The organism is Paenibacillus tepidiphilus (assembly GCF_008635795.1).
GTDB lineage: Bacteria > Bacillota > Bacilli > Paenibacillales > Paenibacillaceae > Paenibacillus_AQ > Paenibacillus_AQ tepidiphilus.
The window spans coordinates 342,732-355,130 of the sequence record NZ_VWRQ01000004.1 but is presented as its reverse complement, the minus strand read 5'-3'; the positions used below and the strand labels follow the sequence as shown (position 1 = coordinate 355,130).

13 protein-coding genes are annotated in these 12,399 nt (G+C 54.7%); all 13 read right to left on the bottom strand.

Going from position 1 to position 12,399, the window contains the following annotated elements; all coding sequences use genetic code 11:
- Positions 1–37: 37 nt before the first annotated feature.
- The 13 genes from F1379_RS07565 to F1379_RS07505 all read right to left on the bottom strand — a co-directional run bounded on the left by F1379_RS07565 (position 38) and on the right by F1379_RS07505 (position 12,180).
- A complete protein-coding gene (locus tag F1379_RS07565; protein WP_150268140.1) occupies positions 38–1,075 on the bottom strand; it encodes an SAM-dependent methyltransferase in 1,038 nt (345 codons plus the stop codon).
- 43 nt (positions 1,076–1,118) lie between these two features.
- The gene (locus tag F1379_RS07560) at positions 1,119–1,895 is read right to left on the bottom strand and encodes an ABC transporter ATP-binding protein (RefSeq protein ID WP_150268058.1); all 777 of its coding nucleotides are present in this window, start codon (positions 1,893–1,895) and stop codon (positions 1,119–1,121) included.
- Positions 1,895–2,218: a thioredoxin family protein gene (locus F1379_RS07555; protein WP_150268056.1), complete on the bottom strand. Its 324-nt coding sequence runs from the start codon at positions 2,216–2,218 to the stop codon at positions 1,895–1,897. Before F1379_RS07555 ends, F1379_RS07560 begins: the two co-directional genes overlap by 1 nt.
- Positions 2,215–2,553 carry a cyclic-phosphate processing receiver domain-containing protein gene (locus F1379_RS07550; protein WP_150268054.1) on the bottom strand — a complete coding sequence of 113 codons (339 nt, stop codon included), beginning with the start codon at positions 2,551–2,553 and terminating at the stop codon, positions 2,215–2,217. Before F1379_RS07550 ends, F1379_RS07555 begins: the two co-directional genes overlap by 4 nt.
- Complete coding sequence (locus F1379_RS07545) at positions 2,546–3,412, bottom strand: deoxyribonuclease IV (RefSeq protein WP_150268052.1); 867 nt, start codon at positions 3,410–3,412, stop codon at positions 2,546–2,548. The genes F1379_RS07550 and F1379_RS07545 overlap by 8 nt, the downstream gene beginning before the upstream one ends.
- Positions 3,402–4,217: an Fpg/Nei family DNA glycosylase gene (locus tag F1379_RS07540; RefSeq protein ID WP_150268050.1), complete on the bottom strand. Its 816-nt coding sequence runs from the start codon at positions 4,215–4,217 to the stop codon at positions 3,402–3,404. The genes F1379_RS07545 and F1379_RS07540 overlap by 11 nt, the downstream gene beginning before the upstream one ends.
- Before the next feature lie 48 nt (positions 4,218–4,265).
- Positions 4,266–5,054, bottom strand: a complete 789-nt coding sequence (locus tag F1379_RS07535; RefSeq protein ID WP_150268048.1) for an HAD-IIA family hydrolase — start codon at positions 5,052–5,054, stop codon at positions 4,266–4,268.
- A 253-nt stretch (positions 5,055–5,307) separates the two neighbouring features.
- Positions 5,308–6,252: a ribonuclease Z gene (rnz, locus tag F1379_RS07530; RefSeq protein ID WP_150268046.1), complete on the bottom strand. Its 945-nt coding sequence runs from the start codon at positions 6,250–6,252 to the stop codon at positions 5,308–5,310.
- Between the two features lie 244 nt (positions 6,253–6,496).
- Positions 6,497–9,874 carry a methionine synthase gene (gene metH, locus F1379_RS07525; protein ID WP_420850484.1) on the bottom strand — a complete coding sequence of 1,126 codons (3,378 nt, stop codon included), beginning with the start codon at positions 9,872–9,874 and terminating at the stop codon, positions 6,497–6,499.
- Positions 9,875–10,050: 176 nt separating this feature from the next.
- On the bottom strand, positions 10,051–10,836 hold the full coding sequence (locus tag F1379_RS07520) for an HAD family hydrolase (RefSeq protein WP_150268041.1): 786 nt from the start codon (positions 10,834–10,836) through the stop codon (positions 10,051–10,053).
- Between the two features lie 32 nt (positions 10,837–10,868).
- Positions 10,869–11,411, bottom strand: coding sequence for a hypothetical protein (locus F1379_RS07515; RefSeq protein ID WP_150268039.1), 543 nt, complete (start codon positions 11,409–11,411; stop codon positions 10,869–10,871).
- Positions 11,412–11,495: 84 nt separating this feature from the next.
- A complete protein-coding gene (locus tag F1379_RS07510) occupies positions 11,496–11,672 on the bottom strand; it encodes a DUF896 domain-containing protein (RefSeq protein ID WP_150268037.1) in 177 nt (58 codons plus the stop codon).
- Between the two features lie 109 nt (positions 11,673–11,781).
- A complete protein-coding gene (locus F1379_RS07505) occupies positions 11,782–12,180 on the bottom strand; it encodes a LysM peptidoglycan-binding domain-containing protein (protein ID WP_150268035.1) in 399 nt (132 codons plus the stop codon).
- Positions 12,181–12,399: the final 219 nt, after the last annotated feature.

Below are 12,399 nucleotides of genomic sequence, written 5' to 3'. Positions count from 1 at the left end.
CCCTGATAAAATGGCTATGAAATTTCAGATTTCCGGTTCAATACTTAATCATATAAAGGGTAATTTCATCCCGATTATGGAACAGCTGCTTGGCCCGCTGCACCTGCATCCGGTTATCCTCGAACAGCGCGATGATTTCCTTAATGACCGCCATCGGCTTCTTATGCATCAGCTTGACCGTAACCACCGCTGTGCCGCCGGGCGCTAGGCTGTACAGAAGCCCGTTGACCAGCTTCGCCATCAGCTTCGGACTCCAGCTCATATCGCAGACCAGCAGATCGAATTCATTGTCCCGGAATTTGACCTCGCCGGCATTTTTGCGGAGGATCTTCAGCCGCGGATGATTGCGGAGCGTCTCATGCATCAGCGCCGGGTCAACCGCGGTCACGCTTAACCCGCGCTCCAGCAGGAACGAGGTCCAGCCGCCTGGTGAAGCTCCGATATCCAGAGCATTCCGGAAGCCCGCAAACGGAATGGCGAACTCCTTCTCCGCCTCCATCAGCTTGAATTTGGCCCGGGAAATCTGCCCGTCCTCCTTCCGGAAACGGATCATGCCCCCGTTCCAATCCGACAGGTTATCCTCCGGCCTGGAGATGCCGGCATACAGCGCATCCCTGTCTGCATAGACAGAGATGACCCAGGCCGGCTCCTGTACGGTAAATTCGGCCCCCAGTCCCTCCAGCTGGTCCTGGAGCCACTCCCGCAGCTCCCCCGGACTCTCCGTCCAGAACGAGCCGGCGCCCTTACGCACATGCAGTGCTGCGCGCGCTCCCTCCAGCTCCTTGCGGCGGCTGAGGTAGGTTGCCAGACGTTCCAGGGCGCCAGGCTCGCCCACATCCTGAAACTGTACCGGCTGAATATGGCGCAGGAAGACCGGCGGCTGCTCCGCCAATCGCTGCGACACCTCTCCGGACTCAGCTTCCAGTGTGGCCAGGAATATCTCGCCCGGGGCGAGCAGCGTACTCTTCACCGACCCGAACAAGCGGCGCAGCTCCTCCTGGGCGTACGGCGCAAATCCATGGTTCGCCGTGCATATATATCTGGACTGAACGCTTGCTTCCGCCGGACCGGGCATGCCGTCCTCCTGCACGAAAGCTTCTTCTGTTATCTCATTCAAATCATTGGCCTCCAGGTCTGATTTTAATCCAGGGACGGCCTCCGTCCCATTCCACTTCTACCGGCACATCGAAGGTCTCCCGGAGCATTTCCTTGGTCAGAACCTCCGTTTTCGGTCCCGAGCCGGCCAGCTTGCCGTCCTTGATCAGCGCCACATGGGTAAAGAGCGGTACGATCTCTTCCACATGATGGGTGACATAAACAACGGAGACATTGCGGTTCTTTAACCGGTTGACCTCCGCCAGCATTTTCTCCCGTTCATAGAGATCCAGTCCGGCGCAAGGCTCATCCATAATGAGCAGCTTCGGATCAGCCATCAGGCAGCGCGCCAGCATCGCTTTCTTGCGCTCTCCCTGTGACAATGTCCCAAAGGCATGGAAGGCAAGCCCGCCCAGATTCATTTCATCCAGCAGTGCCAGCGCCTTCGCCTTCACGTCCGCAGGAATCCTCTGATAGAACCTCAGGTAAGCATACGCCCCTGTGGCTACAACCTCCCAGACAGGATCGCTCAGTGACAGCTTTTCCATCAAAGAAGGACCGATGTACCCGATTTCCTTGCGGACCTCGCGCACATCGCATTCGCCGTATTTATACCCAAGGACGGTGACCGAGCCGCTGCTGGGAAACAGGTAGCCGGTCATCATCTCCAGAATGGTGGTCTTCCCCGAGCCGTTTCTGCCGAGAACAACCCAGTTCTCACCGGGTTTCATCTCCAGTGACACATCGTCCAGGATCAGGCTTTGCTCTCTGCGCAGGGTAAGATGCTCCAAAGATATCATTATGAGGTCACACTCCTTATGTATTGCAGCACCTGCTCCACAGAACCCATCCGATACCAGATCTGCACTCCGTCGCTGCGGTTTGCAGGCAGCACCAGCAACGCAGGCACACTCGTAATCCGGTACCGGTTCACGAGAACAGGCATCATATTCACATTGCCGGCAACAAATTCAGCTTCACCCGTAAGCATATGCTCCGCTACCTCAAGCATACGGCCGGCCGCCTTGCACGTCCCGCAGAACGGTGTGTACAGGAACGCAACCAGCGCCCGGCTATCGCTCTCCATCACTTCAAGCAGTTGCCTCTCATTCAGCTCTTTCATCCGCGTCTCTCCGCCAGCTGGTTCAGCCTGCCGGCTGAAAGCGGACCATTATGCAGCTTCGTTTCCGGCGGAATTGCCGGGTACAGAACTTCGAACATTTCCCTGCGTCCCCGCGCACTTGAGGTATGCAGCGCAATTTCCTGCGGGTACAGGCGCTCCAGCACCATCCGCTTGGCAATCTCTAACCCGTCGTCATTGCCGTATCCCATGTCATAATCCAGCGACAGCACCTCAATCTCGCATTCCCGCAGCAGCAGCAGGCACTCCTCCGCACTCTTCGCCAGTATGAAGCCCGGCGGTGCTTTCCGCAGATCATCCATGAAAACATTAATCACCGTTCTTCCCACCTTCAAACCAATTTTGGACGAGGGCTATTTCCCGGCGATGTGTTCCATCCGGCCCCTTTGCGGTTTCCAGCGCAGCAGCCTTGCCTTGAAAAGGTGCAGCAGACAGCAGCTCACGCAGGTGCTCCTCACCGATCATGCCTTGTCCAATCCCCGCATGCCTGTCCTTGCGCGAAGCGAACCGGTACAGCGAATCGTTCAGATGGACCGCAACGAGAGAGTCCCAGTAACCGAGCTCCCGGCCCCGCTCCAGAAATCGGCCGCTGTCCTGCGGATTCCAGATTCCTGCTGCGAAGGCATGGCAGGTGTCAAAACAAAAGCCGATCCGCTCCGGATCTCTGCTGAGCTCGCGGATCTTCACCAGTTCTTCCAGCGTGCGGCCTTCACTGCCCTGATTACCGGCCTGATTCTCTATCAGCAGCTTCGCCTTGCCGCTGTAGCGGCTCAGCGTTTCATTTATACATTGTATAATATTCTGATAGCCTTGTAACGGCTCGAGGCCGCCGAAATGCCCGAAATGCACGACAATGCCCAGCGAGCCGCAGGCCCCGGCAATCTCCAGATCATTAACCAGTGAGGCTACCATGACTTCCCGTCCCGCAGCTCCGCCTGCCCCGGCCGCCAGATTCGTCGGATACGGTGTGTGGGCAATGGAAAGCAGGCTCTTCTCGCGGCAGTATGCGGCGCATTCCTCAGCATCGCGGTAGTCGACTGTCTTGAGCTGCAGGCTTCGCGGATTCTTCGGAAAATACTGAAAGCATGCCGCTCCGCTCTCCCAGGCGAAACGGGCTGCGCGCCCGTAACCGCCGCGGATGCTGACATGCGCCCCGATGCGGGGGCTATCCTTCATGCTGGCAATCCGGACAATAGAATACCTTGCGTCCGGACAGCTCTGTCTTCACAATCGTTCCCCCGCCGCGCAGGCACGGCTCGCCTTCGCGGTCATACACCTTGCACCGGTCATTGTAAGTTCCCGTTACCGTATCGCCAGCCATAAACGGCATTTCCATGTAGCCGCCAATGTCCGTCGCTTCAGTCAACACCTTACGTACGCTGTCATAGAGCCGCGCTACTGCCTCCGGTGTCAGGTTCTGTACCTGGGCAGACGGCAGCAGCCGCGCCTCATAGGCGATCTCGTCGGCGTAGCAATTGCCGATGCCTGCCATGACCTGCTGATTAACCAGCAGGCTCTTGAGTGAGCCGCGCCGCCCCTTCAGCAGTGCCGCAAAGCGCTCCGCGTTCATTCTGCGGTCCAGCAGCTCGGGCCCGAGCTTGCCCATTGCCGCTTCGCCTTCTTTGACCGACAGCAGATGCAAATACCCGAGACGCAGCCCCATAAAGTACAGAATCCGGTCGCCAAAGACAAGCTCCACTTGAGTGCTGCGGTCCGGACGTTCCTCTTCGGGGCCGTAATACAAGATTCCGCCCAGCATCAGGTGCAGCAGCAGCCGGCGGCCGTCATGCAGGTGAAAGAGTATATGCTTGGCCCGCCGCTCCACATAGACTACCCGGGCACCAACAAGCCCCTGGACGAAGGCCTCTGTCTCCATATTGATCGTCTTCTCCCGGTTTACGGTAACGCCCGTAATCGGGACATTTATTATATGCTGGCTGAGCAGCCTGCGGTAATTCTCCATTTCCGGCAATTCCGGCATATCATCATCAACTTCCCTTCACAATAAGTAAAGAACACGCTTTTGCCATTATACACCGAGCATCGTCATAAGTTCAGCCAAATCCGTATAAATTTCATCCGGTTCAGCACCGGTAACCGAGCGGTAATGCTCATAATTTTCTTTCGTAGTAATCCCTGTCAGTACCAGAATCGTACGGCAGCCCGCATTCATGCCGGCAGAGATGTCTGTGCGCATGTTATCGCCAACGACAACCGCATCGGCCGGAATAATATCCAGCATGGATGCAGCATACGTTATCAGCGGTGTCTCCGGCTTGCCGATCACAACCGGAGACACACCGCTGGCCGCTTCGATAGCCGCCCCGAGCGTGCCTGCCCCCGGCATGACGCCATCGTCAGAGGGCAGCATCAAATCGGGATTGGTAAGTACGAACTTGGCTCCTTCATGAATCCAGCGTGATGCCCGGGCCAAAGAGTCGTAGTTAAAACTACGGTCGATCCCCTGAACCACATACTGCGGCGCTTCACCGACCTCGACCAGGCCAGCTGCAGCGCAAGCCTGCCGCAGTCCTTCTTCTCCAAGTATCGCCACTCTTGCTCCCGGCGATTCTTCGGCGATGTAGCGTGCCGCTGCCAGCGAAGAGGTACAGACCTCTCCGGGATCAGCGGCAATCCCCATGCTCCGCAGATGTGCGGCCACACCTTCGGGTGTTCTCGAAGAATTATTGGTCACGAACAGAAACGGAATCTCTGCATGCCGGAGTCCGTCAATCAGCCGGTCGGCACCTGGGATCATTTTCCCGCCGTGAAACAACGTTCCGTCCAAATCAATCAACAGCCCTTTGATATCTTCCACAGTCTGCGTTCACCCCAGTCCTATAGCTATAATTTATCCCATTAATATTTATTCAAGTTAATAAAGTGCGCTGCAGCATTTCGGCATTTTCTCCAGCCATTCGTGCAGCATACGGCGTGATGATATTTTAAATTTAACATATTTCGTCGAAAGGTAGCGAACACATGCCATCCGGCGTTTATTTTGGCAAACCCCTGTCATTTCCTGCGCTTTCCCGGAAAATAATTATCAGGAAGGCGGGCATTTCCCGCTTCTACTGGCCCATTCCGCCAGCTCTGCGGAAGACGGGAAAGCTGCGGAATTCCTCTGCCAGCAGCGTATTCGGGAACACCTGCCGCGCTTCCTCCAGCAAGGGAGCCAGGTCTTCTGCCGTAATATACCGTGAGCTGAAATGGGTCAGCAGCAGTTCTCGCGCTCCTGCCTCCTTCGCCAGCTCAGCTGCCTGCCGTGCTGTACTGTGATGATATTGTCTGGCCATCTCGGCTAAATCATGAGCAAAGGTCGCCTCATGCAGCAGCAAATCAGCATCCTCTGCCAGCGGCAGAGCGCCGCGGCAAGGCCGGGTATCACCGAGAATGGTGACAATACGCCCCCGTTTCGGTTCATTGACGACAGAAGCGGCCTGGATGAGCTGGCCTTGGTCCGTCAGCACATCCTCCCCCCGTTTTAGCCTGCCATACAGCGGACCGGGCTTCAGTCCATAGCTTGACAGCAGCTCCGTATTCAGACTGCCCGGACTGTCCTTCTCGGTTACCCGGTACCCATAGCTGTCCACCCGATGATCCAGCAGTCCGGCCTCCACCTTAAAGCTGTCATCTTCAAAAATCAGTCCCCCGTCGTGCTCCACAATTTCCATTTTATAAGGAATCCGCGACTGGCTGACCGAGAGTGAGATCTCCAGATATGCTTTTATGCCCGGAGGTCCATAAATGCTCAAGGGTGCAGTCCCTCCCTGGTAGCCGCGGCTGGACAGCATACCGGGCAAACCGAATAGATGATCACCGTGCAGGTGGGTGATAAACAGCTTCTCCAGCTTGCCCAGCCTGAGCGGCGACCGCAGCACCTGATGCTGCGTGCCTTCGCCGCAATCGAACATCCAGAAGCTCCGCCGCTCCTCCGGCAGACGCAGTGCAACGGATGTTACGTTGCGCTGCAGCGTCGGTACGCCTGCATTGGTGCCCAGAAAATATAAATCCATCCGAAAGCCTCCTTTCGTAAATGTATATGAAACAGCTTTATTCCGGTCATGTCCCTTTACACCCGCTCCTGTAAGCCGCTAACGGGGATTCCGTTTGGATTAGCATGCGGAATCATAGCCGCATCCATTCGGTCAGACAGACGCCATAAGGTTCAGTAAAAAACCTCCCGGCTCCCGGGAGGCTCCGACAAAGCGGGAGAAGCTCCGCTTCGGAAACAGACTGTTGATGCAGGTGAAACTGGGTTCACTGCTTCTCCACATTGAAATACTGCGCTTCCGGATGGGCAAAAACCATCGCCGATACAGAGGCTTCCGGTTCCATCATGAAGCCGTCGGTCAGCTCTACACCGATATCCTCCGGCTTCATCAGCTTGAACAGCGGCCCCTGATCCTCCAGATCCGGACATGCCGGATATCCGAAGGATACGCGAATGCCCTGATAGCGCGCTCCGTGTCTTTGCTTCATGGTCATATCCGCCGGGTCCGGGAAGCCCCACGTATCGCGCATCATATGATGCACCCGCTCGGCCAGTCCTTCCGCGACCTCCAGCGCCACTGCTTGCAGTGCATGGGAGCGGAGATAATCGCCCCGATCCTTCAGCTCAGCCGACATCTCCCTGACACCGTGACCGGCTGTCACGACGAGGAAGCCCACATAATCCATAATACCGCTCTCGGCCGGTTTAAGGAAGTCCGCCAGACACAGATACGGCTCCACCTTCTGGCGCGGGAAGGTAAAGGTATGCAGTACCCTGGATACATCCTGCGGATCATAGACCAATATATCATTACCCCGCGATTGGGCAGGGAAAAACTGATACATTGCCTGCGGCGTAATAGTGCCTTCCAGCATTCCCTGATGGAGAATTTCATCCACAGTCTCTTTCAGCTCCGTCGTACGCTCATCTCCGGAGGCCAGCAGCGCCTCCACGGACCCGCGCACGCCGAGATGATGCCCGAGCAGCATCTGCATGTTCACATAAGGCACAATGTGGCCCAGCGGATAGTTCCGCAGCACATGGCGTTCCAAATCCGGCGGAGTGAATACCGGAGCGTCCGGCGAGATATTCGAGCGCACCGCACGTGTCAGCTCCGGCAACTCCTGCGCAGCAGGCGCCGCAGCAGCCGCTTCGGCATCCAGCCGCGCCTCTTCTTCTAGCTTCACGCGCTCTGCCGGATTCATTAGCCGGTTGGCCAGATCCAGCCCGTCCATCGCGTCCTTCGCGTACAGCACCAGCCCGTCGTATTCGGGGCGGATACGCGTTTTGGTGAATTTGCGCGTGAGCGCCGCGCCGCCAACCAGAATCGGCACGTCAATACCGGCCGTACGCAGGTCCTGAGCGGTCAGAACCATCTGCTGCGCCGATTTCACGAGCAGCCCCGACAAACCGATGGCATCCGCCTTCTCACGGCGGAAGGCCTCGATGATATGCTCCGGCGGCACCTTGATGCCCAGGTTGACGATTTCATAGCCGTTGTTGGAGAGAATGATCTCGACCAGGTTTTTACCGATATCATGCACATCGCCTTTGACAGTGGCCAGCATAATCCTGCCTTTGACCGTAGTCTCATCCTTCTCCATGAATTGCTCCAGATGCGCTACGGAGGCCTTCATAACTTCAGCGCTTTGCAGAACCTCGGCAACGATCAGTTCATTGTTGTTGAACAGACGCCCGACTTCAGACATCCCTGCCATCAGCGGCCCATTAATGATCTCCAGCGGCGCTGACTTCTGCAGCGCTTCGTTAAGGTCAGGGATCAGACCTTCCTTGGTGCCTTCCACGACATAAGAAGCCAAGCGTTCTTCCAGGCTGAGATTCGAGATCTTCTCTTTCTTCTCTACCTTCTTCCCGCGGAAAGCGGCGACAAAGGAGGCAAGCGTCTCATCATTGGTATTGTAGATCAGCTCTTCAGCCAGCACACGCTCCTCTTCGGGTATTGAAGCATACCGTTCCAGCTTCTCGGTGTTGACAATCGCATAGTCGAGTCCCGCCTTGGTGCATTCATACAGAAATACGGAATTGAGCACCTCGCGGCCGGCCTCCGGCAGTCCGAACGATACATTGCTGATGCCGAGAATCGTATGAACGCCAGGCAAGGCTTCTTTAATGAGGCGGATGCCGTCGATTGTCTCCTTCGCTGAGCCGATATACTGCTCATCCCCGGTACCGACAGGGAATACCAGCGTATCAAAAATCAGATCCTCCGGCTGCAGGCCATACTTATGAACAAGCAGATCATAAGATCTCTTGGCAACTTCCAGCTTCACTTCCGCCTGGATGGCTTGTCCGGTTTCATCGATGGTGCCAACGACAACGGCCGCCCCATATTTATGAATAAGCGGAGTGACATGCTCGAATTTTTCTTCACCATCTTCAAGATTAATGGAGTTAATTATCCCCTTACCCTGGCAGTATTGCAGCGCAAGGTCGATTACTTTAGGGTCAGTGGTATCAATCATCAGCGGAACCTTGACCTTCTTGACGACCAGCTCCAGAAACCGCTCTATATCGGCGCTCTCGTCGCGGTCGGGGTCTTGTACGCAGACATCAATGACCTGAGCTCCGCTCTTCACCTGTGCCCGGGCAATTTCCGAAGCTTCCTCATACTTGCCTTCGACAATCAGCCGCTTGAATTTGCGGGAGCCGAGTACATTGGTGCGTTCTCCGACCATGTAAGGCCGGTTATCGTCTTCGATGTAGATCGGTTCAATCCCGGACAAAGCAGGCGGATGAGATCCGTCCAGCTCTCGCGGGCGATACGTTTCCATGACGTCGGCTATCGCGCGGATATGTGCAGGCGTCGTACCGCAGCACCCGCCGGCGATATTCAGCCAGCCTTTTTCGGCGAAGCCGCCCAGCTTGCGGGCCAGCGAGTCCGGAGATTCATGATAGTTCCCATTCTCATCGGGCAGTCCGGCGTTCGGATAGCAGCTGACAGCGGCAGACGAAATGCCTGCCAGAGAGCGGATATGATCGCGCATAAATTCCGGACCGGTGGCACAGTTCAGTCCGATCGAGATCGGGTTAAGATGCTCCAGCGAGATGTAAAAGGCTTCAATATTTTGACCGGCAAGCGTTGTGCCCATGGGTTCAATCGTTCCCGAGATCATCACGGGAAGAGTAACTCCCGTACTGGCAAAAGCATTACGGATGCCGATGCTTCCTGCCTTCACATTAAGCGTGTCCTGCGAGGTTTCCAGCAGCAGCGCATCGACTTGCCCTTCAATCAGAGCAACCGCCTGCTCCTCATAGCTTTGTACAAGCTGGTCAAAAGTGACTCCGCCGGTAACAGACAGCGTCTTCGTCGTTGGTCCCATCGCACCGACCACATAGCGGGGACGATCCGGAGTATCATACTTATCCGCCGCATTGCGGGCAAGCCTTGCAGATTGCAGGTTAAGCTCGCGTGCCTGTTCAGGAATATCGTATTCCGCCAGAACCACGGAAGTTGCTCCGAAGGTGTTGGTCTCAATCAGGTCTGCTCCAGCTTCAAGATATTTCTCATGAATACTTTGAATCACATCCGGACGCGTGAGGGACAGCATTTCATTACAGCCTTCCAACTCATCCCCGCCAAAATCATCGCCGGTCAAAGGTACCTGTTGAATCATTGTGCCCATTGCACCGTCCAGAATCAATATACGCTGCCGCAAGCTTTCTGCGAGTGTCTTCTTAGCCACGTCTTATCCCCCCACCAAAACATTAGAGTAAGTTTAGCAGAATAATGTGAATTCGGAAAGCCCGGGAACCGTATAAACAAAAAGCGGCTCCTGGGAGCCGCCGATTCCGGGTCATATTATAGTATCTTGATGAGTGGCAGCAACTCAGATAGAGAGCGGATGACATAGTCCGGCTTGATTTCCGGGTCATCGGCTTTCGCGGTGCGGTTGATCCAGACCGTCGTCAGACCTGCGCCCAGGCCGCCCAGAATATCCGTTGTCAATTTATCACCGACCATAACCGCCTCTTCCGCAGAGGTGTCCAGCAGACTAAGGGCGTGCTCGAAGATCCCCGCATCAGGCTTGCCCTTTCCAAATTTGCCGGAAATGACAATGTGATCGAAATAGGGAACGAGCTCCGGGACACCGTCCAGCTTCTCCTGCTGTAGGGCGGGACAGCCGTTGGTAAGCAGCAGCAGCTTGTATTTCCCGCGCAGTTCGTTCAGAATCTGCAATGTTTCTTCATATATATACGGACGGCTGCGGCGTTCAGCGGCGAATTTGGCTGCCAGCGTCTCTGCGAGCGCTTCATCCTCGACTCCGAGCGCTGCCAAGCCGCGCCGCCAGGATTCTTTGCGGTAGACAGGGGCCAATTGCTCCAATTGGCGGAATTCCGGCTGCTCCCCGGCAGTGAAATTGCCCCATAACGCTTCAAAAGGGTTGATCCCGATCAGCTTCGTAAACGGAAACGTATCGTAGGATTCGTACAAGCTTCTCGCTTCATTGCGGACAGCGGCCTCCAGCTCCTGCGGATTTACAGAACTGCCCGCTGCTTCACAGGTATAACGGAAGGCTTCCTCTACGCTCCGCTCATCCCAAAGCAAGGTATCGTCAAGGTCAAATAAAACGGCGCTAATCGGCATTCAAATCTCCCTCTCCCTTAAGCTACTCTGATCTACTCATGCACAACTTCGATTTGATTAGCCTTCCCGAATTGCTCCAGGCGTTCCGCCATCGCCGCGGTATCATAACGGTTAAGCCATTTGGAGAACACCCATTGCTTACGTTTGGCTTTATGCTTAATCATAACGGCACTTTTAGACAACACAATCTTCTCGATATCCGCTGCCTGCAACCAGCGTTCACGGTTAAATTTGATCGTTGATACTCTGGCCCGCTCCACCTTCAGGAAAGGCCGGCGGAAGTATACGAGGGCAGCCAGCGCGAAATACAGCACAATGCCGACCCACGGCGGAATCATCCCGGCGGTTTCTTCAGTCTGGCTGACGGTGCTCACTGCCCAGAACATAATCCCGAGAAGCACCAGTGCAATCGGAAAAAAGAAATTGCGGCCCTTGAATACATCCAGACCTTTACCGGCGCCAGCCGTTCCTGATGATGAATTTGCAGCATAAAGCGTTTCTTTGCCTTGCTTCTTTCGTAAACTGTTGGTCTGCTTCGTATTGCGCTGAACCATTCGCTCCCATGATCGGGACATTTCAGTTCCCCCTAGTCATCCATAAATATCTATGAAAAGACAGCTCCGGCATCAAGCATACCCGGCCCGCCTTGTTCACGCCTGCTATTCCTTATCCACAACTTCAATGCTGTCGAGCTGAGCCCGGAAATTCTTGCGGATGTTACCCAGGTAAATCTCACGGAGCTTGGCACGTTCCGCCGTCTCCTCTTCACTCAGGCCGCCGTTCTTCTGTTTGCGGGCTAATTCGTTAATCCGTGCGACCAATTCATCAATGTTCAAATGATTTCCCTCCCTTTGAATTCATTCTAACTGTGCCATGAGAAAAAGAGCTTGTCAAGGTTTGCCCCCTGAAAGCTCTTTAAGGTAAATTCTATTATTATTCTTACTATTAATATACAGGCAGCGACAGTACATCCCCTGCCATAATTTCGTCATTCTCCAGTCCGCTCGCCAACTTAATTCCTTCTATATAAACAGCCGTCTTCATTCTGTCAGGCTTGTTCTCCAATGCGATGCTCCACAGAGTGTCGCCAGGCTCTACAACCACCCGCTTCTCCTGCTGAATCATAGAGACAGAACCGGCGAATACATTGCCCACAACAGCAAAACCGGAGATTACTAGTACGAACACTAATGCCAGCTTCATAAATCCTACCTGATGCATAATCCGCACGAAGGATTGGGTAAGGGCAACGGATTGGCTCCGTTCCCGGGGGGTATTCATCACAGAATGCTTATCTTCATTGTTCTCTTCGTAAATGCTGCGGTATGTACTGTATTTCAACATGGGAACATGACCTCCAAACACTTGTTCTTACTTGCAAATTCAATATAACACGAACATGTGTTTTGATCAATAGCTTTTTCGAACAATTGTTCCCTTTATTCTTGATACCTCTTTTACGGATAGCCAGAACTCCGGACTGAAAAAAACCGCGGTTTGTTAGAACTTATGTTTGTACGAACGGTAGTTCTATGTTATAATTTTCCCAAACATATGATATGG

What these genes read in the sequence shown, in the direction of transcription:
- F1379_RS07520 (WP_150268041.1), bottom strand. Translation starts at nt 10,836, where the DNA reads ATGCCGATTAGCGCCGTTTTATTTGACCTTGACGATACCTTGCTTTGG.
- F1379_RS07555 (WP_150268056.1), bottom strand. Translation starts at nt 2,218, where the DNA reads ATGAAAGAGCTGAATGAGAGGCAACTGCTTGAAGTGATGGAGAGCGAT.
- F1379_RS07540 (WP_150268050.1), bottom strand. Translation starts at nt 4,217, where the DNA reads ATGCCGGAATTGCCGGAAATGGAGAATTACCGCAGGCTGCTCAGCCAG.
- F1379_RS07565 (WP_150268140.1), bottom strand. Translation starts at nt 1,075, where the DNA reads ATGCCCGGTCCGGCGGAAGCAAGCGTTCAGTCCAGATATATATGCACG.
- F1379_RS07545 (WP_150268052.1), bottom strand. Translation starts at nt 3,412, where the DNA reads ATGAAGGATAGCCCCCGCATCGGGGCGCATGTCAGCATCCGCGGCGGT.
- F1379_RS07505 (WP_150268035.1), bottom strand. Translation starts at nt 12,180, where the DNA reads ATGTTGAAATACAGTACATACCGCAGCATTTACGAAGAGAACAATGAA.
- rnz (WP_150268046.1), bottom strand. Translation starts at nt 6,252, where the DNA reads ATGGATTTATATTTTCTGGGCACCAATGCAGGCGTACCGACGCTGCAG.
- F1379_RS07515 (WP_150268039.1), bottom strand. Translation starts at nt 11,411, where the DNA reads ATGTCCCGATCATGGGAGCGAATGGTTCAGCGCAATACGAAGCAGACC.
- metH (WP_420850484.1), bottom strand. Translation starts at nt 9,874, where the DNA reads ATGGGCACAATGATTCAACAGGTACCTTTGACCGGCGATGATTTTGGC.
- F1379_RS07560 (WP_150268058.1), bottom strand. Translation starts at nt 1,895, where the DNA reads ATGATATCTTTGGAGCATCTTACCCTGCGCAGAGAGCAAAGCCTGATC.